This is a genomic window from Rhodococcus sp. 05-2254-2 (assembly GCF_002259095.1).
In the GTDB taxonomy this organism is placed as follows: domain Bacteria; phylum Actinomycetota; class Actinomycetes; order Mycobacteriales; family Mycobacteriaceae; genus Rhodococcoides.
In genome coordinates this window covers 150,580-172,391 of record NZ_NOZJ01000009.1, presented here as the reverse complement: position 1 = coordinate 172,391, position 21,812 = coordinate 150,580, and the positions used below count along the sequence as shown (strand labels likewise).

At 66.3% G+C, this 21,812-nt stretch carries 19 protein-coding genes; 9 read left to right on the top strand and 10 right to left on the bottom strand.

Translation table 11 applies throughout. The features are described 5' to 3' along the window. Nucleotides 1–15: 15 nt before the first annotated feature. The gene (locus CH283_RS15415) at nt 16–1,401 is read left to right on the top strand and encodes a class II 3-deoxy-7-phosphoheptulonate synthase (RefSeq protein WP_032394396.1); all 1,386 of its coding nucleotides are present in this window, start codon (nt 16–18) and stop codon (nt 1,399–1,401) included. Here CH283_RS15415 and pknB read toward each other — a convergent pair whose 3' ends face one another. Next, nucleotides 1,402–3,384, bottom strand: coding sequence for a Stk1 family PASTA domain-containing Ser/Thr kinase (pknB, locus tag CH283_RS15410; protein ID WP_094640400.1), 1,983 nt, complete (start codon nt 3,382–3,384; stop codon nt 1,402–1,404). A gap of 185 nt (nt 3,385–3,569) precedes the next feature. On the opposite strand from pknB, the gene CH283_RS15405 reads away from it, so the two are divergent. Further along, complete coding sequence (locus CH283_RS15405) at nt 3,570–3,941, top strand: Rv2175c family DNA-binding protein (RefSeq protein WP_068052028.1); 372 nt, start codon at nt 3,570–3,572, stop codon at nt 3,939–3,941. Here the strand turns inward: CH283_RS15405 and CH283_RS15400 are convergent. The 4 genes from CH283_RS15400 to CH283_RS15385 form a co-directional block, all read right to left on the bottom strand. Further along, complete coding sequence (locus CH283_RS15400; RefSeq protein WP_068052046.1) at nt 3,938–4,903, bottom strand: phytoene/squalene synthase family protein; 966 nt, start codon at nt 4,901–4,903, stop codon at nt 3,938–3,940. The two genes, CH283_RS15405 and CH283_RS15400, sit on opposite strands and share 4 nt — an antisense overlap. Nucleotides 4,904–4,914: 11 nt before the next feature. Next, nucleotides 4,915–6,558 (bottom strand): alpha-(1->6)-mannopyranosyltransferase A, encoded by a 1,644-nt coding sequence (locus CH283_RS15395; RefSeq protein WP_094640129.1) that lies wholly within the window; start codon nt 6,556–6,558, stop codon nt 4,915–4,917. A 157-nt stretch (nt 6,559–6,715) separates the two neighbouring features. Next, a complete protein-coding gene (crtI, locus tag CH283_RS15390) occupies nt 6,716–8,299 on the bottom strand; it encodes a phytoene desaturase family protein (protein WP_176460268.1) in 1,584 nt (527 codons plus the stop codon). Between the two features lie 11 nt (nt 8,300–8,310). After that, on the bottom strand, nt 8,311–9,369 hold the full coding sequence (locus tag CH283_RS15385) for a polyprenyl synthetase family protein (RefSeq protein WP_068052016.1): 1,059 nt from the start codon (nt 9,367–9,369) through the stop codon (nt 8,311–8,313). Between the two features lie 249 nt (nt 9,370–9,618). Here CH283_RS15385 and metF point away from each other — a divergent pair, with 249 nt between their 5' ends. Continuing rightward, entirely contained in the window at nt 9,619–10,545 is a 927-nt protein-coding gene (gene metF, locus CH283_RS15380; RefSeq protein ID WP_068052013.1) for a methylenetetrahydrofolate reductase [NAD(P)H], read from the top strand. Between the two features lie 6 nt (nt 10,546–10,551). Here the strand turns inward: metF and CH283_RS15375 are convergent, their stop codons facing one another. From CH283_RS15375 to CH283_RS15355, 5 genes are read right to left on the bottom strand one after another with little or no spacing between them, the layout of a single operon-like run. Beyond that, nucleotides 10,552–11,721: a glycosyltransferase gene (locus CH283_RS15375; RefSeq protein WP_255183231.1), complete on the bottom strand. Its 1,170-nt coding sequence runs from the start codon at nt 11,719–11,721 to the stop codon at nt 10,552–10,554. Then, the gene (locus tag CH283_RS15370; protein ID WP_176460266.1) at nt 11,718–12,473 is read right to left on the bottom strand and encodes an LppM family (lipo)protein; all 756 of its coding nucleotides are present in this window, start codon (nt 12,471–12,473) and stop codon (nt 11,718–11,720) included. Before CH283_RS15370 ends, CH283_RS15375 begins: the two co-directional genes overlap by 4 nt. Nucleotides 12,474–12,500: 27 nt before the next feature. Continuing rightward, entirely contained in the window at nt 12,501–13,343 is an 843-nt protein-coding gene (locus CH283_RS15365) for a carotenoid biosynthesis protein (protein WP_094640127.1), read from the bottom strand. Beyond that, complete coding sequence (locus CH283_RS15360) at nt 13,340–14,947, bottom strand: phytoene desaturase family protein (RefSeq protein WP_094640126.1); 1,608 nt, start codon at nt 14,945–14,947, stop codon at nt 13,340–13,342. The genes CH283_RS15365 and CH283_RS15360 overlap by 4 nt, the downstream gene beginning before the upstream one ends. A 4-nt stretch (nt 14,948–14,951) precedes the next feature. After that, nucleotides 14,952–15,569 (bottom strand): GNAT family N-acetyltransferase, encoded by a 618-nt coding sequence (locus CH283_RS15355; RefSeq protein WP_094640397.1) that lies wholly within the window; start codon nt 15,567–15,569, stop codon nt 14,952–14,954. 196 nt (nt 15,570–15,765) lie between these two features. Between CH283_RS15355 and CH283_RS15350 the strand changes: the two genes are divergently transcribed. From CH283_RS15350 to CH283_RS15320, 6 genes are all read left to right on the top strand, one after another. Beyond that, the gene (locus tag CH283_RS15350; RefSeq protein ID WP_068051989.1) at nt 15,766–16,221 is read left to right on the top strand and encodes an SAV_6107 family HEPN domain-containing protein; all 456 of its coding nucleotides are present in this window, start codon (nt 15,766–15,768) and stop codon (nt 16,219–16,221) included. 227 nt (nt 16,222–16,448) lie between these two features. Continuing rightward, nucleotides 16,449–16,886: a DUF3040 domain-containing protein gene (locus CH283_RS15345; protein WP_068051986.1), complete on the top strand. Its 438-nt coding sequence runs from the start codon at nt 16,449–16,451 to the stop codon at nt 16,884–16,886. 510 nt (nt 16,887–17,396) lie between these two features. Further along, the gene (mraZ, locus tag CH283_RS15335; RefSeq protein ID WP_027497352.1) at nt 17,397–17,828 is read left to right on the top strand and encodes a division/cell wall cluster transcriptional repressor MraZ; all 432 of its coding nucleotides are present in this window, start codon (nt 17,397–17,399) and stop codon (nt 17,826–17,828) included. Nucleotides 17,829–18,048: 220 nt separating this feature from the next. Continuing rightward, nucleotides 18,049–19,080, top strand: coding sequence for a 16S rRNA (cytosine(1402)-N(4))-methyltransferase RsmH (rsmH, locus tag CH283_RS15330; protein ID WP_255183230.1), 1,032 nt, complete (start codon nt 18,049–18,051; stop codon nt 19,078–19,080). Next, nucleotides 19,077–19,904, top strand: a complete 828-nt coding sequence (locus tag CH283_RS15325) for a hypothetical protein (protein WP_231893930.1) — start codon at nt 19,077–19,079, stop codon at nt 19,902–19,904. The genes rsmH and CH283_RS15325 overlap by 4 nt, the downstream gene beginning before the upstream one ends. Next, nucleotides 19,901–21,757 carry a peptidoglycan D,D-transpeptidase FtsI family protein gene (locus CH283_RS15320; protein WP_068051974.1) on the top strand — a complete coding sequence of 619 codons (1,857 nt, stop codon included), beginning with the start codon at nt 19,901–19,903 and terminating at the stop codon, nt 21,755–21,757. Before CH283_RS15325 ends, CH283_RS15320 begins: the two co-directional genes overlap by 4 nt. Nucleotides 21,758–21,812: the final 55 nt, after the last annotated feature.

Here is a 21,812-nt window from a genome sequence, read left to right as displayed (position 1 = left end):
GAATATCCTGTAGCGGTGAACTGGACTGTCGACGTACCCATCGATCGCTTGCCCGACCTGCCGCCGTTGTCGCCGACGCTGCGCTCTCGATTGGACGATGCGTTGGCCAAGCCGGCTGCGCAGCAACCGCAGTGGGATCCCGAGCATGCTGCCGACATGCGCAAGGTGCTCGAGAGCGTGCCACCGATCACCGTCGCCGGTGAGGTGGAGGCGTTGTCGGACAAGCTCGCGGCCGTCGCCCGAGGCGAGGCCTTCCTGCTGCAGGGTGGCGATTGCGCCGAGACGTTCGTCGACAACACCGAGCCGCACATCAAGGGCAACATCCGCACGCTGCTGCAGATGGCTGTGGTGCTCACCTACGGCGCGAGCATGCCGGTGGTCAAGGTCGCCCGTATCGCCGGTCAGTACGCCAAGCCGCGGTCGTCGAACATCGACGCGCTCGGTCTGCAGTCCTACCGCGGCGACATGATCAACTCGCTCGTCGCCGACGAGAGCGTCCGCGGCCACGATCCGTCACGACTGGTGCGCGCGTACGCCAATGCCAGCGCGGCGATGAACCTGGTCCGCGCACTCACCGGTGCAGGGATGGCGGATCTGCACAAGGTGCACGACTGGAACCGCGAGTTCGTCGCCCAGTCGCCCGCCGGTGCGCGCTACGAGGCGCTCGCGGGGGAGATCGATCGCGGCCTGCGCTTCATGGATGCCTGCGGCGTCTCCGACCCGAACCTGCACACCGCGCAGATCTTCGCCAGCCACGAAGCGCTCGTTCTCGACTACGAGCGTGCGATGCTGCGCCTGGACAACACCGACGATCACCCCAAGCTGTACGACCTGTCCGCGCACTTCCTGTGGATCGGCGACCGCACCCGCCAGCTCGACGGGGCGCACATCGCGCTGGCCGAGCTGATCTCCAACCCGATCGGTCTCAAGATCGGGCCCACGACCACGCCCGAGATGGCCGTCGAGTACGTCGAGCGCCTCGACCCGACCAACAAGCCGGGACGTCTGACGCTGATCTCACGCATGGGCAACGGCAAGGTTCGCGACATCCTGCCCGCCATCATCGAGAAGGTTCAGGCCACCGGCCACCAGGTCATCTGGCAGTGCGATCCGATGCACGGCAACACTCACGAGGCCTCGACCGGCTACAAGACGCGCCACTTCGACCGCATCGTCGACGAGGTCCAGGGATTCTTCGAGGTGCACAACGGCCTCGGAACGCATCCGGGCGGAATTCACGTCGAACTGACCGGCGACAACGTCACCGAGTGCCTCGGCGGTGCCCAGGACATCTCGGACCTGGACCTCGCCGGCCGGTACGAGACCGCCTGCGACCCGCGTCTGAACACGCAGCAGAGCATCGAACTGGCATTCCTGGTCGCCGAGATGCTCCGCGACTGATCAGGGTAGCGAGACGACCATGACCTCGGAGCCCGGTTCCACCCGAGAACCGGCTCCGGGGCTCTGGGTGATGATCAGCGACCCGTCGGTGTCCACCACCTGACGGACGTCGATCGTCAGGCCCAACGTCTCGACAGCGGTCCGGGCCGAGCCGACCGAGCGACCCAGCAGCGACGGCACGGTGACGGCGTTGGACACCTCGAGCGCAGCGGTGGTCCCGGATCGCACCGTCTGCCCGGCCTCCGGCGTCGTCCCTATCGCCCTGCCGCCGTCGGTGTCCTCGTCGAAGGTCTCCCGAACCTCGCCGACGGTGATGCCCACCGATTCCAGCGTTGTCCTGGCCTGGTCGACGCTCTGCCCGCGTACGTCGGGTACCTCGACCGGCGGTGCCCCCTTGCTGCGCAGCACCGTGACCGAGCTTCCCGTGGTCAGTACGGTGCCGGGCGGCGGGTCCAGGGCTGCGACGCCGCCGATCGGAGCGGACGTGCTGAAGGCCTCGCCGCCGTCGACGGGCGTGAACGTTCGGTCTCGCAGTTGCTGCTCCATGTCGTCGACGGATGCGCTCGTGTCGATCGAGGGAACGGTGGGGCGTCCCAGTGACACCAACAGAGACACCGTGTCGCCCTTGGCGATTCGCGATCCGCCGGTGGGGTCGGTGCCGATGAGAAGGTCGGTGTCCACCGAGTCGGAGTAGGTTCCGCGCACCGCGGCTTCGAGACCGGCGGCTTCCACGGCACTGGTGGCACCGGTGGTGTCGAGCCCGTCCACCATCGGGACTGCGGTGTAGCGACCCGAGCCCATCCACCATCCGCCGAAGCCGACCAACACCGCGAGCAGGGCGACGACGAGGAGCCAGATGACGATCGCTCGGCGCGAGCGCTGGCGGTCGGCGTCGAAATCGGGGAACTCGTAGTGCCGCCTGCCGGTCGGGGGTGGTCCGGCGGGCGGCACCTCGGCGATGTCCTGGCCGTGGTCGATGCCCCGCGCTGTGGGCGAGGTGACCACCCTGGTGTGCTGCACCCCGTGTTGCGGAGGTGGCGGCGGCGAAGTGTCCACGACCTGGGTGCGAGCGGACGGCGGACGGTTGCCCGCGACCGTTGTCGGTGCTCCGGCTGCGGCCGAGCTCAGGTGCTCGGCCGAGCGCTTGGGTGCCGGCACTCGGTACTCGGGCAGCGCCAGCGCCGACGCGGCCGCGCGCAGGGCCCGGGCCATGTCGTCGGCATTGCGGTACCGGTGTTCCGGGGCGCGGACGGTGGCAAGCTGGACCACCTCGTCGAACTGCGGGGGGACGCCTGCGATGAGGGTGGAGGGGAGCGGTACGTCGTTGTCGATGCGCTGGTAGGCGATGGACAGCGAGGTGTCGCCGGTGAACGGCGTGCGTCCGGTCAGCAGCTCGAACAACACGACACCGACGCCGTAGACATCGCTGCTAGCGGACGCGGAACCGGTGGTGACCTGCTCGGGGGACAGGTACGCGGCGGTGCCCAGAATCACACTGCTCGACGTCACGGTGGAGGCCGCTATGGCTCGGACGAGTCCGAAGTCCGCGATCTTCACGTCACCGTCGTCGCTGATCAGGATGTTCTCGGGCTTGATGTCGCGGTGCACCAGACCGGCTCGGTGGGCTACGGCGAGTGCGTCGAGGACCGGCCGGATGACGGCCGCTGCAGCATGCGGAGGCATCGGTCCACGCTCGCGCAGCAGCTCACGCAGAGTTCCGCCCTCGACGAGTTCCATGACGAGGAAGGCGTGTTCGCCGTCTCGACCGTGGTCGTAGACGGCGACGAGGCCCGGGTGACTGAGCCTGGCCACGGCCCGTGCCTCGAACTCGAAGCGCTGGACGAACTGTGGGTCCTCGGCGAACTTCGGGTCCATGATCTTCACCGCCACGGGGCGGTCGAGCCTGGTGTCGAGTCCGCGGTAGACCGTCGACATACCGCCGCGCGCGATCGGTGCGTCTATTCGGTATCGACGATCGAGCATCGAACCCGGTATCACCGAACCTCCCCTCGTCGTCCACTGGTCTTCCGGCGTTCGACGCCGGATGCTGAAGTCGATCGTATCGGTGCAGGAGATGCCGACCGACGATCGTGGCTCGTGTGTTCGTCCTGCTGGGCCGACTGTCACGCTTTTGATGTCTGGATGCCGGACCCGTTAACGTTACCTGCGTGAGTGCCATTCCCTATGCCGACGACGTGCTCGATCCGTCGGTGTCCGTGCTGCAGTTCGCCGACGTCGCGAAGATTCTCGACGTTCCCAAGACCCGCGTCGAGCAGCTGATTCGAGATCGGCAGCTGCTGGCGCTGAAGCGTTCGCGTGTGCCCGGTGTTCCCGAGCAGTTCCTCGACACTGACAAGGGCACCATCGTCAAGGGCCTGCCGGGTCTGCTGGCCGTGCTGCACGACGGCGGTTACGAGGACGAGGAAATCCTGCGGTGGCTGTTCACCGAGGACGAGAGCTTGCCCGGTGCACCCGTCGCTGCTCTGCACGGCGACCTGATGCGCGAAGTGATCAGGCGAGCTCAGGCAATGGCCTTCTAGCGAATCGTTGCGCGCTTGAAGCCGGTGACGGCGAACTGCGGAAGCGCGATGCGAGCTCGGGTCCACTGCGGCACCGTCGCGCGTTGCGAGAGCACGCGGTAGCCCTGTGACTCGACCTCTGCGAGTATGCGGCCGTACAGGATCGATGCCGTGCGCATCGACGGTCGCACTCGCGGATCCAGCATCTCGATACCCGCGTCGGACGTGCGGTAGATCGAGCGGGTGACGGCGATCAGGTGCGCGAGGGCCCTGGTCACCCTGGCGTCGACATTTCCCGTGGTGCGGCACCACCGGAGCAGTTCTTCGTCGACACCGAACGCAGCGAGTTCGTCGGTGGGTAGGTAGATGCGGTCGCGATCGAGGTCCTCACCCATGTCTCGGATGAAGTTGGTGAGCTGGAACGCCTCGCCGAGGGCTGCGGCGGGAGGCTCGGCCTCCGACCGCTCGACGACGGTTCCCAGGATCGGCAACATCTGCAGTCCGATGACCGCAGCGGAGCCGTACATGTACTCGCGCAGCTGCTCCATCGTCCGGTAGCGCGAGACGAACATCGGACTCCCCGGAATGTCCATCCGCATCGAGTGCATGAACGCGTAGAAATAGTCGTGCGGAATGTCGTAGCGCCCCACGGTGTCGCACAACGCGCTCAACACTCGATCGGACACGCTCTCGGACAACGGTTTTCCGGCCAAGGCGTCGCGCACCCGGGACTCGATCACGTCGAGTTCGACGATGCGTCTGGCATTGAGTTCGTCAGATCCCACGGAGATGTCGGTGCCCTCGAGGTCCACGATGTCGTCGACCATCCGGGCGAACCCGTACAACGCATGCACGCCTGCGCGCTTGTCGGTGGGGAGCAGGCGAGTGGCGAGGAAATACGTCTTGCCGTGCTGGGCGTTGAGTTCGCGACAGATGCGGTATGCCTCGTGCAGCTCCGGATCGATCCCGTCCAGTTCTTTCATCACGCGAGCCTTCATGACGTGGATTCGTCTCCGGTCGGTTCCGTTGCTGGGGTCTTGGGTGCGTTCGGCACGGCACGGTGTTGCCTGGATCGGTCCGATCGTAGACGCAGCGGATCGACGCGCGTCAGAGACAGAGCTGCGACGACCGCGGCGAAGACCGCCAGTGCGACGTGTCCGAGGGTGTAGAGGCCGATCGATCCGTCGGGTTGGAAGACGAGCATGAGCCACGTCGACAGACCCGTCAGGATCATCAGGGTGGTGCGCGAGAGTGCGAAGCCTGCGGCGACAGCCAGTGGCCACGAGTAGTACCAGGGCAGGGCCGCGGGGGAGAGGACGACGGTGGCGACCAGGGCGATCAGAATGCCCTTGACCGCGTCGCGTTCGGATCTGCGGCCCAACCACCAGGCGACCGCTAGCACGACGACCAGCGCGATGGCGCACAGCAGGCGGGTGACGTCGAGAACGGGTCCGAGGCGTAGATCGAGGAACCACGACGTGCTGACGGTCACCAGGTGAGCCAGGATCGTGGGAAGCGAGAGCCAGTTGATGATCTTGGCCGATCCGGAAAGCGCGGTCAGCCAACCGATTCCGACTCCGGCGATCACCGACGCCACGGCGAACACAGCAACGAAGACGGCGGCTCCGATGCCCGCGGTCTTGACGAACGCCAGGGCGGGCGGCATCGGGGTTCGCCCCTCGGCCCGCGCCTTCTCTCGCAGATGGAGCATCCAGATCCACACCAGGAAGGGCAGCGCCAGGCCTGCTGTGGCCTTGATCGCCACCGCGATCGCGACCAGTGCGATGCCGCCCACGTGTCGGTGTTCGAGCGTCAGCACGATCCCTGCGGTCATCAGGCCCACCATGAGCAACTCGTTGTGCACTCCGCCGATCAGGTGGATCAGGACGAGAGGGTTGAGGACGGCGAGCCACACCGCGGTGGTCGCGCGGCCGCCGAGGTGTTTCGCCAGCCGCGGAACCGCCCACATCATCAGTGCCAGGCCGGGCAGCATCGTCAGGCGCAGCAGCATGGTCCCGGCGATGACGTTGTCGCCGGTCAGGCTGGTGATTCCGCGACCGAGCAGCAGGAACAGCGGGCCGTACGGGGCGGTGGTGGTGGTCCAGACGTTGCTGACGTTGTCCAGCAGAACTCCTGGATTGGCAACGGGGCCAACGGCATACGGGTCGAATCCGTCGCGGAGCAGAGCGCCCTGGGCCAGGTAGGAGTACGCATCGCGGCTGAACATCGGCACCGACAGCAGTAGCGGAGCGGTCCATGCCGGGACGATCCAGCGCAGTTCGCCCACCGTGGTGCGGCCGTGCAGGGTTGCGCGCCCGAGCCGAACCCACGCGGTGATCATCAGCAGTACGCCGACCCAGACGATGATGGTGGAGAGTACGAATCCGTGACCGAATCGCAGCCACGACAGGTGCATCTCCTCGAGCAACGGATCGCGTCGGCGCACACTGCCCGCGCCGAACCCGCCGAACACGATGCAGACGGCACCGACCACACCGAGTATCGCTGCCTTGCCCTCGGGACTGCGCAGGAAATTGCCGGTTGCGGTCAGTCTGGACGGTCGTCGCGCAGCCGAGGGTGGGGTGCCGCCGTCCGACGATCGATCCTCGGAGGTGGAGTGCGACGAGATCGAAGACATTGCCGCCTGCTCCTCCTCTGCAACGAGTTGTGGGTCGAGATGTGTACGTCGGCCGATGGTTCTCGCCGATCACCGAACGATCATGGTCGCAGCAATGAGCGCGACCGGCAAACGATCGCGCTCAGCTTAGTTGGTCGACGCAGTGAATCGAACGAACCTACCGGCCCGTGCGCCCTGTCACCCGCTGCGCGGCGAGCTTTCCCGACACCAGAACCGTGGGGACGCCCACTCCAGGAGTCGTGCCCGAGCCGGCGAGAACCACGTTGTCGAGCCCGGCGACCATGTTCTTGCGTCGGAACGGTCCGGTCTGCCTGAACACGTGGGCGGACGAGAACGGAGAACCCTCGATCATGCCCTTCTGCGCCCAGGTCTCGGGTGTGTCGATGTGGTCGAGCGTGAATCCGTCGAGCAGACCCTTGTATCCGCGAGCCTCCAGAGTCGTCAGGATCTCGTTCAGATACGGCTGCGCCAGCTCGCCCCACGGCAGTGGAGCGCTGTCGAGATTGGGGCACGGTGCGAGGATCGACACCGGTTCGCTGCGTACTCCGCCGCGCACCACTTCGAGATCGGGATCGCTCACCGACGGTCGGGTGATCAGCAGGGACGGATCGGCCATCAACGATCCCTTGCCCGATCGCGCGGTGATGCGGCGGAAGGTCTCGGCCCATTCGTCGCCGAAGTCGATGGTGTGGTGAGCGCGGGCGGGCCACGTCTCCGTCAGCTCGACGGGAACGGTTCCGTGCGCGACGACCGCCGACGGTGAGACCACGCCGTATCCGTTCCGTCGGCCCTTCTTCGACACCGACGCCCTGTCGAGGAGTCGATCGACGACGGGCAGGTCTGCGGTGAGAACGACTGCGTCGCAGGCGATTCGACCACCGGCTGCGGTGATCACGGAGTCGGCCCGACCCCGGTCGACGGTGATGTCGACGATCTCGGTGCCGAGTTCGAGCGTGCCGCCTGCGGTGACGAACGCGTCGGCCATGGCCTTGGCGATGGCCGCCATCCCTCCCTCGGGGAAGAACACTCCGAGGGAGGTGTCCATGTGCGCGATGGCTCCGTAGACCGCCAGGGCCTTCTGGGGTGCCATGCCTGCGTAGAGCGCCTGGAACGTGAAGACGCGGCGTAGGCGGGTGTCCTTCAGGAACTTGTCGACGCGGGGCCCGAGGCGGCCGAAGCCGCCCAGTTTCGTGAGTGTCGCGGTGTCGGAGATCGCAGCTTTCGATCCCACGAGGTCGAGCGGTGAATCGAAGTTCGAGTCGATGAAGCGGTCGAACTCGGCGTCGAAGATGTCGGCGAGCCACCGTCGCAGTTCGCGGTATCCCTGCGCCTCGGCGGGGCCGCAGGTGCGTTCCACCTCGGCCGCCATGGCCTCGGGATCGGAGTAGACGTCGATGGACGTGCCGTCGGCGTAGCGCGTGTGATAGGACGGCGACAGGGCCGTCAGCCGAATCGGCGGCGTGGTCGACTCGAAGTCGGCGCCCACGGCGGCGAGTGCCTCGAGCACCAGGTTCGGCATCGTCAACACGCTTGCACCGTTGTCGATGTCGTAGAGGTGCGATCCGTCGGTGTCCGACACCGGGTACACCCCGACGCGGCCGCCCACGGTCTCGTCACGCTCGACGAGCGTGACTTTTCTGCCCGCTCCCAGTAGGTGCAGACCGGCGGCGAGGCCTGACAATCCGGCTCCCACGACGACGACGGAGTCGGTGGTGCCGGAGACCGTGCGGATCGAAGACATGGCGCTCTCTTTCAGTACTGCCGTTGGATGGCGGCGGTTGCCATGGCGCGCAGGTGCGCGGCAGCGACCGGTTCGATCGAACTGTTGTCGAGGGCTGCGACGGCCCGGGTCCCGAGGTCGTCGATCTGTTTCTCGACCGCGTCCACTGCGCCGAGTTCGACGAGAATGGACCGGATGTCGGCCACTTCGTCGGCGTCGAGTTCGGTCCCGAGGCTGGCCCTGATCGTGGCTGCGTGATCCGGCCTCGTCTCGTCCGCCTTCTGCAGTGCCAGCGCGATCAGGACGGTGCGTTTGCCCTCGGTGATGTCGTCGCCGGACGGTTTGCCGGTCACCTCGGGATCGCCGAATACTCCGAGGAGGTCGTCGCGCAGCTGGAACGCGATTCCGATGTCCGCACCGAAGTTGCGGTAGGCCGAGATCAGGTTCTCGTCGGCATCGGCGAGGACCGCCCCGAGATGAAGCGGCCGCTCGACTGTGTACGCGGCGGTCTTGTAGCGGTTGACGCGCATTGCCGCCGCAACGCTCTCGTCGGTGCCTGCCTCGGCTTCGATGTCGAGCAACTGACCGCCGAGAACCTCCGTGCGCATCGCCGACCACACCGGCTGGACTCGCCGCGCGGCATCGGCGTCGATACCCGACTCGCGCAGTAGATCGTCGGCCCAGCACAGAGCGAGATCGCCGACGAGTATCGCTGCCGATTCACCGAAATGGTCCGCACAGCCGGTCCAGCCCGCGTCCCGGTGCCGTTGGGCGAAGCCGACGTGCACGGTCGGGAAACCGCGTCGCGTGCTGGACGAGTCGATGATGTCGTCGTGGATCAGAGCGCAGGCCTGGATCAGTTCGAGCGCCGAACACGCCCGCAGCACTGCCTCGGCGCGGGCACCGGTGGATTCTCCGCCTGCACCGAGCCACGCAGTCCAGGCGAACGCGGGGCGCATGCGTTTGCCGCCGCGAAGCACGAACGCCTCGAGATCGGCCACGGCATCGGGGTAGCCGCCGCCGACGGTGTCCACGACACCTCGGCGCGAGGCGAAGAACTCGGCGAGAGTCGCGTCGACTGCCGAACGCATCGCCTTCGGGTCGTTCGCGGCGACGGGGGCGTCGGCTACGGGTGAAGAAAAGTCTCCGGACAGGACGATCCTCCAAGGTTGCTGTGAATTGCGTGGATTTCCGGTTCCCACAGTAATAGCCGCGCACACCCTGGGCCGACGTGCAGCGAACATCTCTCGTCCGGGAGGCCTCACGGGCGTCGGTGGGGCGCAACCTATGATCTTCGGGTGAGCGAAGAATCCGTCAGGGGGCGGTCGAGTCGAGGATTCGTGACGAGAACACCGTCCATCGTCGACCGGCTACGGACAGAACCCGAGGCCAGAATCCCGTTCTCGGTGGAGTTCTCGCCTCCACGAGACGCGGCGGCCGAAGCCAGGCTGTGGCGAGCGGTTCGTGAGTTCGAACAACTTCAGCCCGCATTCGTGTCGATGACCTACGGCGCAGGCGGCTCGACCCGCGATCGAACGGTGCGCGTCACCGGGCAGATCGCCGAGGAGACCACCCTCCTCCCTGTGGCGCATCTCACTGCCGTCTCGCACAGTGTGGACGAGCTGCGATCGATGGTCGGGTCGTACGCGGACCGCGGCATCACCAACATTCTCGTACTGCGAGGAGATCCCCCCGGAGATCCACTGGGCGACTGGGAGAAGCATCCGGACGGAGTCGAGTACGCCGAGGAGTTGGTCCGGTTGGTGCGTGATCTCGGCGACTTCCACGTCGGCGTGGCGTCGTTCCCCGAAGGTCACCACCGCGCCGCCGACCTCGAGCAGGACACCCGGTGCCTGGTCGGCAAGTTGCGGGCGGGTGCCGAGTACTCGATCACTCAGATGTTCTTCGATGTGGACGACTACCTGCGCCTGCGGGACCGCGTGAGTGCGTTCGACGCCGAGCAGGGTGCCAAGCCGATCATTCCCGAGATCATGCCCATCACTTCACTTCGTTCGGTTCGGCGGATGCTCGAGCTCTCGGGCACAACGCTTCCGTCGCACCTGGACGAGAAGTTCACTCGCGCAGCAGGATCCGGTCCCGAAGAGGACCGCGCCGCCGTCCGAGAGGTGGGCATCGAACTCGCCACGAACATCGGTGAGCGCCTGATCTCCGAGGGCGCGCCCGGATTGCACTTCATCACCCTGAACTTCGCGCGCGCGACGCGTGAGGTGTTGAGCAATCTGGGGCTCGCGGCCGCACGAGTGTGAGACGGGTCAGGGCTCGCGGCGCGGCATCGGGCGCGACTTCCACGACAGCGAGCCACGACGCCTGCGCACGTGGGATTCCGCGACGAGGCCGACGAACGCGAGAATCGACACCGGGTGCAGCGCAGCATCGACTGCGTCGACCACCCCGAACCGCGATCCCACCTCGCTCCGCCGGGTGGACATCCGAGACACCGTTCCGGCGAGATACCCGGCGAGGCCGAGGCGACGTGTGACACCCGAGGACGTGAGCGCGGTGATCGGGGGCAGTACGTACACTGCCGTCAGTGCCAGGGCCGCCGCAGCCGAACCGGCCGGTCCACCGAACTCGCTCCACAACCACCGGCTGTAGCCGGACCGCAACTCCGCGCCCGATCGGTACATCCGGCATCGGACGAACCCCGCACCCGACGCCACCGCCGTCGAGAATCCCCGTCGACGGAGAGCGCGTGCCAGATCCAGGTCCTCGGTTGCGCTCGCCGCCACGCAGCTGTGGCCCCCGATGGCGCGATAGGCGGCGGCGTCGAAGGCCATGAACTGCCCGCAGGCGACCGCCATCGACGGTGCGAGAGTGGCGTTGCCCAGAGGTACCGGAAGCGTGGACATCCACGACCAGGCGAGCAGCGGCTGGACGAGTCGCTCGACGGTGCTCTCGGCAAGTTGCTCCGGCCACGGGCACAGCAGGGAGGCGCCGCGCCGTCGCAGTACCCGGGCCGCTGCCGCCACCGCCTCCGGTTCGAGTCGCACATCGGCATCGACGAACACGATCAGCGACGTCATCGGGTCGTCCTCGTCGGCCAGTCTGGCGAGCTCGGCGCACGCTGCGGCCTTGCCGGTCCAGCCGGCCGGGGGAGCGACACCGGAGGTCACGACGCGAATCCTCGGGTCACCGTCCGCAGCCGCACGGGCAGCGGACGCCGTTCCGTCGGTTGAATCGTCGTCGAGGACGATCACGCGCAGGTCTGTGCACGATCGTTGCCGCGTGAGGTCGCCGATCAGCGCAGGCAGCGTCGCAACCTCGTTGCGGGCGGGAATGCAGACGACGACGCGCTCGGTGACGTTGTGGTCCGGGGAGCGCAGGCTCGGCATGAACCGAGAGTTGAACACGGAGACCGCGGCCGACGCTGTCGCGAGGACGCTTGCCGTCGCCGTCGTGCGCGCGAGCAGGCGGGCTCTCACACAGACGTTCTGTCGGTGGAGCTTCCGGAGTCGGTGTTGCGCGACCCGCGGCCCCGCAGCGGTGGGTTGCGCGACACCCATGCCATGGCCCCGACGATGGCCGCGACGCCGACGGTCACGCCGCCCACGATGCCGGCCCAGCCGGCGAAGCTGCGGGTGTTGGGATCGGGATAGTTGACCTCGGCGCGCAGCGAGGTGACCTCGCCCGCAGGCAACTTCCACGAGATCGAGTTGTCGCTCTCGCGGGTGCCGTTGGTGGTGCCGATGCGGGCCGGGAACGCGATGGTGAACTGTACGTCCGAGCCCTGCACCGGAACGGAGGAAAGATCGGCGTTGCCTGCCAGAGTGACGGTGTCACCCGAGCGCTGCAGCGTCAGCTGGAACGATCCGGCCGCGTTCTGGAAGATCGAGCCGAGGGTCTGCACGTCGCCGAACGACAGATCGTCGAAGATGGCCTGCGACCCGACGTATCCGTCCTGGTTGTACGGCTCGACGCGAACCTTGTCCTCGATCGAGGAGGGCACCACCAGTTCCGGGCCGGTGTCGGAGTCCGATGTCGGCACGCTGGCAGCCACGATCTGACCCGCGACGCGGTCGTTCGCCGACACGCCCATCGTGACCTGCACACGCAGGCAACCGGCCAGCATCGGCGCGACCAGCAGCGCCAGCGCGACCACCGAGAGAACGCGGCGGCGGTGGGTTCGATGAGATGTTCGCGATGTCGACTGCACAGCGACATCGTGCCAGGACATCGAGGTGATGTCAGTCGGCAGGGGTTGTCAGCGAGGCGTGTCGGTACCGGAGCGATCGACGGCCGCACGCGGTCCGGCCCCGAGTGGTCGGTCGCGACGGGCAATCCACACCAGGGGGATGCCGACGAGGCCCATGACGACGAACCCGTACACCGCCGAGTATCGGAGTTCCGGACCGTCGAGGAACACCGCGTGCGCGAGCGCCGACCCCAGCCACGTCCACAGGAACAACCCGATGGGCACCGCGTCGTCGGATGGCTGTGGGCGACCGACGGCGCGGTCGAGCGATTCCATCACCGCGGCCATCAGGGTGGCCACCACCAGCCAGCCGAGGTAGTTGGTGAGCGGAATCGACGGCACCCCGGGCAGCCCGGCGGAACCGGCGGTCCAGGTCCACTGTCCGTCGGTGACCATCTGCGGATCGAGATACAGGTCCCAACCGACCATCCCCACCGCGACCGCCACGATTCGGAGTGCGGTGGCGCGTACCTGCGTCGTATCGAGACGGCGAACGACGAAGGTCACGGCACACCAGATCGGATAGAACCCGGCCGTCCACGCCAGGGGAACCACGACAGGCACCTCGAACAGGCTCGGGCCCAAGCGATTCTGCGCGTAGAAGTATTCGCCGAACGGGATGCCGGTGGCCGTGCCGACGAGTTCGGACGCGAACCCGGTACCTGCGGTCACGACGACGAGAATGGTGGCCCATACGATGCCGCGATTGAGTGCCGCGTGCAGGATCGACGCGAGCGCGAGCAGGGCCACCACCGCCACCGTCACCACGTCTCTGGTCGATCCCGACACCAAGGGGTAGAGGATCTGGCAGCCCACGGCAGCGGCAGCCACGACGATCGGCGCAACCTTCATAGCCGTTTCCTTCCGAAGAACGTGCGACGGCGGGCGGCGCGGGCGTCGGCGATCGCGATCCGCGCCGCCGAACGACCACTGGCCGCTGTGACCCCTCCGCCGGGATGGGTCGATGCGCCGGTGAGATAGAGCCCGTCTGCACCGGGGACCCGATGTCCGGCCAGTTGAGGATGCGGTCGCCACATCATCATCTGGTCCAGCGACATGTCCAGATGCATGATGTTGCCTCCGACCAGACCGAGCTCCCGCTCGATGTCGGGTGGCGACTGAACGAACCGATCCAGCACCGATCCTGCGAAACCGGGTGCGTATCGGTCCAGTTCGGCCACGATCCGATCCGCCTCGAACTCGGCCAACGAGCGCTCGCCGGGAACATCCGATCGCCACTGTCTGCCGTCGGCGAGGGTGTGGGGATGCCACTGCGACCACAGAGAGATCTGGTGCTGTCCCGGCGGCGCGATGGTGGGATCGAGCGCGCTGAAGGACATCCCCAGCACAGCCGGGGTGGGCGGCAGATCGCCTGCCAGCGCGTGCCCGTGTGCCAACCGCAGTTGGCTGCGGTCGCGTACCAGCAGCGCCAGACCGTGGGTGCCGTCCTCGATCCGGTCCGCGCTCGGGAACGCCGGAAGGGCGTCGGTGGCCAGTCTGACCGCGGTACCGATCCCGGGCCCCACCCGAATGGTGCTGCGCCACCGCGCGAGCTGCGCCGAATCGTGGCCGCCGGCTGCCAGCAGGTCGAGGGTGGTCACGATGTGGCAACCGGCCACGACGATGCGGCTGTCGATCTCCCGTCCCGACGCGGTCCTGGTGGTCCAGCCGTGTGGGCGGCGTACGAGCGAGGTCACGGCGTCGCCGAGCGTCAGTTCGGCGCCGTCGCGCTGTAGCCGAGCGATCATCGCCTCGGTCAGCGCGCCGCTACCGCCGACGGCGCGGCCCGGCGGAAGGGTGTGCATGAGGGCAGCGAAGCCGACCATCGGTGCGGTACCCGGCTCGGACATCGGCGGACCCGACTGTGCGCCGAACCACGCGAGTGCGGCCTTGAGTCGTTCGCTCGAGAACATCTCGTCCAGCAGGGAATCGCCGGTGGCCAGGAATTCCCGCGAGAGCATGCTGCCGCCGTCGGGCGCGCCGAGGCCCCAGAAGGATCGGAGCAGTTTCGCCCCGGTTGGTGGTCCGCCGAACGCACGCATGGTGCGTTCGCTGCGGGGACCCCAGACAGAGACGAAGGTGCGGTAGGCGCGTGCGTCGGCTGTGCCGCAGGCAGCGGCGATGGAGTCGCAGGTTCGGTCGAGATCGCGGTGGAAGACGATGCCGCGTTCGTCGGTGCCGACGGCCCCAGGCGCGAACGCCCAGGGATCGCAGTCGATATAGCGCAGACCGAAGTCGGCGAGTCCGAGCTCCTCGATGATGCCGGTGTGACGAATCATGATGTGCGCCGACGAACCACGGTCCACACGGTGGCCGGGAAAGCGTTCCACCGTCGACACCGCGCCACCGGCAACGGAGTCGCGCTCGAGAACCTCGACCGACATGCCGGCGTCGGTCAGGTAACAGGCAGAGGTCAGGGCATTGTGGCCGGAGCCCACCACCACAGCATCGATCACACCCTCAGGCTACTGGCCCGTCGAGAGGCAACCGGCGGCCCAGGACTGCGAAGGGGCGTCGGTCACCGGCGAACGTGAAGTCGCGTAGTACGTCCGCGAAGCCGAGCCGCCGGTACAGCCGCCAGGCTCGATTGTCCTCCTCCGATACCTCGGGTGTGGACAACATCACGTTCTGCGCGGAAACGCCGTCGAGCAGACGGCTGCACAGCCGTCCGCCGAGGCCGTGCCCCTGAGCGCTCGGCAGGACGTGCAACTCGGTGAGCTCGAAGTAGTCGTCGAGCGTGGCCTCGACGTTCTGTGGGGAATGCCCCGTGCGTCGCAAACCGTCGCGAACCTGTTGATGCCACCACTGGTGCGCGGCACCGTCGTAGCCGTATGCCACGGCGACCAGGGAATCGGGTTGTGTCGGGTCGGTGTTCGGGAGCAGTGCACCGACTGCTCGCCAGCCCGGCCGGTGCAGATGTTCGCTCCACATCGGTGCTCTGCTCTGTTCGGTTCCACGCGGATAGCCCATGGCCTCGACGTAGATGGACAGTGCCTCGAACAGCCGCTGGCGGAATTCCGGGGGCGTCAGATCGACCAGGTACGGCGTTGTCTGCGCATCGGTGACGACTGTTCTCAACCTTTCTTCGGAAACTTGTCGGTGGGCACAGCTATATTGAATGTGTCGAACGGGTGTTCGACAATCGGGGCCGAGTGCGCCGGTGGTTCCGGCTCGGATCCTCGAGTCGGATTCTCCGGAGTTCGACTGTAAGGCTTCGCCACGGTTCCGGCCGCGCCAGGTGCGCGCCGGAGATTCGAACTGGAGGTGTTCGAGTATGACGATCACGAAGGCATTCGATGCCGGAGTGCGGTCGCCGGTGTCGCGTCAGGCTCAGGTTCTGTTGGGTCGAGCGGATGCTCTGCTGTCCGAGTCCATCGGGGAGAGCAATGCCGGAGATCGATTTCTCGGCAGCTACGCCGCCGCACTGAAAGGCGCGGCAGCGGTGCTCGCGTCGTTGCCGAACTCGATCGGAGCGCGTCCTCGTTCACGCAGCGCGTGGGTGTTGATGGCGAAGGCGGCACCGGAACTCGCAGTCTGGGCCGACTACTTCGCGTCCTTCTCGGCCACCCGGGCTGCAGTCGAGGCCGGTGCGTCGAGCACGATCGACGATCTCGATGCCGACGATTTCCAGCGGCACGTCGGTCGTTTTCTGAACTCCGTCGAGGATCGACTCGGCGGGCAGGGGCGTTTCGCGTCCGTCGACCCGATGACCGCACCCTTGTCGGCGTAGCTCACACAGCTGGACGTCAGCCGACAATCGCCACGTCATGCGGTGTTCGCACGGAGTTTTCGGGACGTGCGTCTCGAAAACTTCGGTGTTTCTCAGGAACACATCGACCGAGTAGGTGGTAAGCGGCCGATTCAGCTCGTATCATCGACAACAGGTAGCCGCCAAGGTCAGCTTCCCGTCGTTTCGTAACCGAAATGACCTTCAATATCTGTGCAGGGGGAGGTACCGTGCCACTCTCCGAGCACGAGCAGCGCATGCTCGATCAGATCGAGAGCGCTCTCTACGCCGAGGATCCCAAATTCGCGTCTCATGTGAGGGGCGGTCGCGTACGCGCGGCGTCGAGCAGGAGGCGCTTTCAGGCTGCCGCGCTGTTCGTAGTGGGACTCGTGTTGCTCGTCGCCGGTGTTGCATTGTCGACGAACAGTTTGGCTTTTCTCGTCGTCAGTCTCATCGGCTTTTTGTTGATGTTCGGTGCCGGGGCACTGTTCCTGTTCGGCGGTTCCAGCAAGGGAGCCGCAGCGTCGCAGGACGAAGGCAGCACAGCCAACGATGCTGCCGAGACGTCCGGGCGTTCTACCGGACAGAAATCGAAGGGTGGTCGCAAGGGCGGCAGCTTCACCTCTCGCATGGAAGATCGGTTCCGTAAGAGGTTCGAGCAGGACTGAATCGACCGGGTTACATCGAACCGGCTCGTCTCGACAACTTCACGCGTCGACGTAGAACAGCATCTCACCCTCGGGTGAGGTGCTGTTGTCGTTTTCTGCCCGCGAACAGACGCCGCAGAATTGCCTGCAGCCCTCCGCTCCGCGTCGAGGGCCGGCTCGAACACTCCCGCGCACGGGAGTTCTGGGATCCCTCCCCGACACTCCCCACTTTCACCCACATTCCCCACTTCTCCCCACCAGGGCCCCACTGAAGGGCTGAGATCTGCGTCCAACCGCCACACCCGACGTCGAGGTGCTGCTCAGACGGCTGCAGTGGTGGACCCAAGGGCCGTCGCTCCCGAATCGAACCGGCGATATCACCCGCGGCATCGCTGCCGAAGCAGCCGATCTTGTGCACGCTGAGCTGCATGAATGTCATTTTGGCCAAAGTTTTCCGGCTGCGGATGGTTCGAAGTGGGGGAGAGTGGGGTAAAGTGGTCCGCAGCGGAGAGTCGAGGCTGGAGGTGGCGAGTGTTTCTCGGTACCTACACGCCGAAGCTCGACGACAAGGGTCGACTCACGTTGCCGGCCAAGTTTCGGGACGCGCTTGCAGGAGGGGTCATGGTGAGCAAGGGGCAGGATTTCAGCCTCGCTGTCTACACCGCGGCCGACTTCGCGGAGCGCTCTCGGAAATTGACGGCGGCTTCTCGTGCCAACCCCAAAGCCCGTGCTTACGTTCGTCAGTTCTTCTCGGGAACCGACGAACAGCGGCCGGACGGACAGGGTCGAATCACCATCAGTCCCGAGCATCGCCGGTACGCGGGGCTCGAACGAAACTGCGTGGTGATCGGTTCGATGGACTTCATCGAGATCTGGAACGACGAAGCGTGGGCGCGCTACTCCGCCGAGAACGAACAGGATTTCTCCGACGCTTTCGACGAGTCCCTCGGAGGGATCTTGTAGCCCGAACCAGGTCGCCTGCGAGTGCAGCGAGGCCTCTGCCCGATCAGAACCCTGACGTTCTTCCCCAACGCCAGGTTTCGCAGATCAGGACCCTGACGTACTTCCCCAACGCCAGGTTCCCTATCGGACAGGGACCTCGATGCATTCGCGTCGGCTTCGGTGGGCGACCCGCACGGCCCGGACCCGGGCGAGAAGTACGTACGCGCGACCGGGAGGAACCATGACGGAGGGCACCGGACCGGACGACATCGAGTCGTCCGCCGACCGACCCCACCGTCGATCCGCAGGCCCGCTCCACGTTCCGGTTCGACTCGAACGAGCCGACGAACTGCTCGGACCCGCACTCGGCTCCACCGGCGGTACTCGCGTCATGATCGACGCAACACTCGGCCTCGGTGGTCACGCCGAGCATTTCCTGCGGACCTACCCGCACCTGCACCTCATCGGACTCGACCGGGATCCCGATGCGCTCGAGCTGGCCGGAGCCCGTTTGGCTCCCTTTGCCGATCGAATCACGTTGGTGCACACGACCTACGACGGCATCGCCGAAGCGCTCGACGAGGCCGGTCTGCCTGCTGTCGGGTCCGTTCACGCGATTCTGTTCGACCTCGGAGTGTCGTCCATGCAGTTGGACGAGTCCGATCGCGGATTCGCCTACTCCGTGGACGCCCCGCTGGACATGCGAATGAATCCGACCGTGGGAATCACCGCCGCAGACGTCCTCAACACGTACTCGCACGGCGACATCGCACGGGTCCTCAGCACGTACGGCGAGGAACGGTTCGCCGGCAAGATCGCTTCCGCTGTACTGCGACGCCGAGAGCACACGCCGTTCACCACGAGTGGCCCGTTGGTCGAATTGCTCTATGCCGCAATTCCGGCCGCGACCCGGCGCACCGGCGGACACCCTGCCAAGCGCACCTTCCAGGCACTTCGCATCGAGGTCAACGGTGAACTGGATTCGTTGAAGGCGGCGGTACCTGCCGGGCTCGACGCATTGGCTGTCGGCGGCCGGGTCGTCTTCATGTCGTATCAATCGCTCGAAGACCGAGTTGTCAAGCAGGAGTTGGCACCTCGGATCAAGTCCCGCAGTCCCGAGGGGCTGCCGGTCGAGCTTCCAGGAATGGGTCCGGAGTTCCGGCTCCTGACCAGAGGTGCCGAGCGTGCCTCGGATTCAGAAATAGACGACAACCCACGTTCGGCTCCGGTGAGATTGCGCGCCGCCGAACGGATTGCAAGGAGAGCGGAATGACGGTTCCAGGCACAACCGTTGGAACACAACGCAATCGGGTTCCAGCACCGAGGAACAGGGTCGCTCCGCAGGCTCCACTCTCGCGACCCGAGCGTACGAGCAAGGGTGGTGGACGATCCGGCGCTGCACTTCGCGCATACGAGCGCAGGCAGCAGCGTGCGTCGATCCACACCTCGGATTCTGCGCGTGGTTCCGGGGCCGGTGCACGGCCTTCGCTCAACGGAAGCGCTATCGCCGCGCGAATCCCGTTCGTCGCCTTGATCATCGGCCTGCTCGCCATCGGTCTCGGTCTGACGTTGCTCCTGACCACTCGGTCCGCAGGAGACTCCTACGATCTCAGCGCCGCCAAGGCCGTCAACGCCGAACTCGCTCAGCAGCGGGCGTCGTTGCAGCGTGATGTGGAGTTGGCGGAATCGGCTCCGGAGTTGGCGCGCAAGGCCGCCGAGCTCGGGATGGTCCCGGCGAAGAACTCCGCGCGTCTGATCGTCGCTCCGGACGGCGGTGTCCAGGTCGTCGGTACTCCGGCTCCGGCCGACGGTGCGCCGGTGGCGCCGCTCGATCCGGTACCGGCCGCGTCCGCAGGCGAGGGCACCGTCGCGAATCCGAGCACGCAGTCATCGCAGCAGCAGACCCCGCGAAGCGCGTCTCAGCCCAACCGAACCTCGGGCACGATCGACACCCGCGCCGCCACGCCGAATTCGAGCAATGGAGCTGGAAACACCGCGCTTGCTGAACAATTGGTTCCCATGAGCATCCCCTCGCTCGAAACACCTTCGGTCGAAGCCCCCGAGTCCACCGGCGAAGCATCGGGTGGCGGGCAGTGACCAGGCCGTCGCCTGCTCCACGCCGTCGGCCACCGAGCCGAAAGCGTCTCGACTCGTCCACCTTTCGGTTCCGTCACGGCACCGGTCGCGTTCTGATGTATGTGGCGCTCGCCGTCGCGGCGGCACAGTTGCTGTGGATTCAGGGATTCGATGCGCCGAGGTTGTCGGCCGAGTCGGCGTCGCAACGCACCACAACTCTCGTCGATCCGGCGATGCGTGGATCCATCCTGGACCGCAACGGCAATCCGATCGCCTTCACGATGGAGGCCAAAGCGCTGACGTTCCAACCGGTTCGGGTTCGCAAGGAACTCGACGAGGCGAGGGCGAAGGACCCCACCGAGCCGGAGACCGAGCAGTACCTCGAGGACATCGCGGCCCGCATCCACAGCGATCTCGGCGATGTGATCAGCGAGAAGGACCTGCTCGCGAAGCTGAAGAGCAACGACGAATTCACCTACCTCGCCCGCGGTGTGGACGCCACCGTGGCGTCGAAGATCAGCAAGGATTTCAAGCAGGTCGGACTCGAGCGTCAGGACATCCGTGAGTACCCGGGCGGATCGCTGGCCGGGAACATCGTCGGTGCCACCGGATGGGACGGACACGGTCTGCTCGGTCTGGAGGATTCGCTCGACGCGACCCTGGCCGGAACCGACGGTTCGCAGACCTACGACCGCGGATCCGACGGTGCCGTCATTCCAGGAAGCTGGCGGGACAAGCAGCCGGCGGTCAACGGTTCGAGTGTCGAACTGACCATCGACGCAGATCTGCAGTACTACGTGCAACAGCAGGTGCAGTTGGCGAAGGACCTGTCGGGAGCGAAGAACGCCTCGGCGTACGTGCAGGATTCGCACACCGGCGAGGTGCTAGCCATGTCGAACGACAACACCTTCAACCCCGGTATCGGGGTCGGCAACAACGAGCGCACCAAGGAAATGGGCAATCTGCCCGTCACCACGCCGTTCGAGCCCGGTTCGGTGAACAAGATCATCACCGCGGCCGCAGCCATCGAGTACGGACTCACCACACCCGACGAGGTGCTGCAGGTACCGGGCAGCATCTTCATGTCCGGCGTGTCGGTCAAGGACGCATGGGACCACGGCGTCGTGCCGTACACGACGACCGGGGTGTTCGGTAAGTCCTCCAACGTCGGCACCCTCATGCTGGCGCAGCGCGTCGGTGAGGATCGCTACGCGGACATGCTCACCAAGTTCGGTCTCGGCCAACGCAGCGACGTCGGTCTGCCCGGCGAGAGCGCGGGAAATGTTCCGAGCCGTGATCAGTGGTCGGGTGGAACGTTCGCCAACCTCCCCATCGGTCAGGGCCTGTCCATGACGCTGTTGCAGATGACCGGGATGTATCAGGCCATCGCCAACGACGGGGTTCGCATCCCGCCGCGGATCGTCGAAGCGACAGTGGACGCCAACGGTCAGCGAACCGAGACCCAGCAGCCCGACGGGGTGTACGTGGTCAGTCCCGATACCGCGAAGACCGTCCGCAACATGTTCCGATCCGTCACCCAGGACGACACCGGGAACCAGCGCGGTACCGGAGTGGCCGCGGGGGTCGAGGGATACCAGATCAGCGGCAAGACAGGTACGGCTCAGCAGGTCGATCCCGAGTGCAAGTGCTACTCGAACTCGAACTACTGGATCACGTTCGCCGGCATCGCGCCCGCCGACGATCCCCGCTACGTGATCGGGATCATGCTCGACGCCCCGACCCGCAGCGCCGACGGTTCGGGCGGCCAGTCGGCAGCACCGCTGTTCCACAACATCGCCAGCTGGATGCTGCAGCGCGACAGCGTGCCGATGTCCGCGGACCCCGGACCCAAGCTGGTTCTGCAGGCGGACTGAGATCCCGACCCGCCGGTCCTCGTAGTCGGGGCGGCGACATCACGATCCCGGACGC

Bases quoted from the DNA above. Each gene is read 5' to 3' on its own strand.
- CH283_RS15350 (WP_068051989.1), top strand. From the start codon at position 15,766: ATGACGATCACGAAGGCATTCGATGCCGGAGTGCGGTCGCCGGTGTCG.
- CH283_RS15400 (WP_068052046.1), bottom strand. From the start codon at position 4,903: ATGAAAGAACTGGACGGGATCGATCCGGAGCTGCACGAGGCATACCGC.
- CH283_RS15395 (WP_094640129.1), bottom strand. From the start codon at position 6,558: ATGTCTTCGATCTCGTCGCACTCCACCTCCGAGGATCGATCGTCGGAC.
- pknB (WP_094640400.1), bottom strand. From the start codon at position 3,384: ATGCTCGATCGTCGATACCGAATAGACGCACCGATCGCGCGCGGCGGT.
- CH283_RS15365 (WP_094640127.1), bottom strand. From the start codon at position 13,343: ATGAAGGTTGCGCCGATCGTCGTGGCTGCCGCTGCCGTGGGCTGCCAG.
- crtI (WP_176460268.1), bottom strand. From the start codon at position 8,299: ATGTCTTCGATCCGCACGGTCTCCGGCACCACCGACTCCGTCGTCGTC.
- rsmH (WP_255183230.1), top strand. From the start codon at position 18,049: ATGACGGAGGGCACCGGACCGGACGACATCGAGTCGTCCGCCGACCGA.
- CH283_RS15325 (WP_231893930.1), top strand. From the start codon at position 19,077: ATGACGGTTCCAGGCACAACCGTTGGAACACAACGCAATCGGGTTCCA.
- CH283_RS15385 (WP_068052016.1), bottom strand. From the start codon at position 9,369: ATGCGTTCGGCAGTCGACGCGACTCTCGCCGAGTTCTTCGCCTCGCGC.
- CH283_RS15370 (WP_176460266.1), bottom strand. From the start codon at position 12,473: ATGTCCTGGCACGATGTCGCTGTGCAGTCGACATCGCGAACATCTCAT.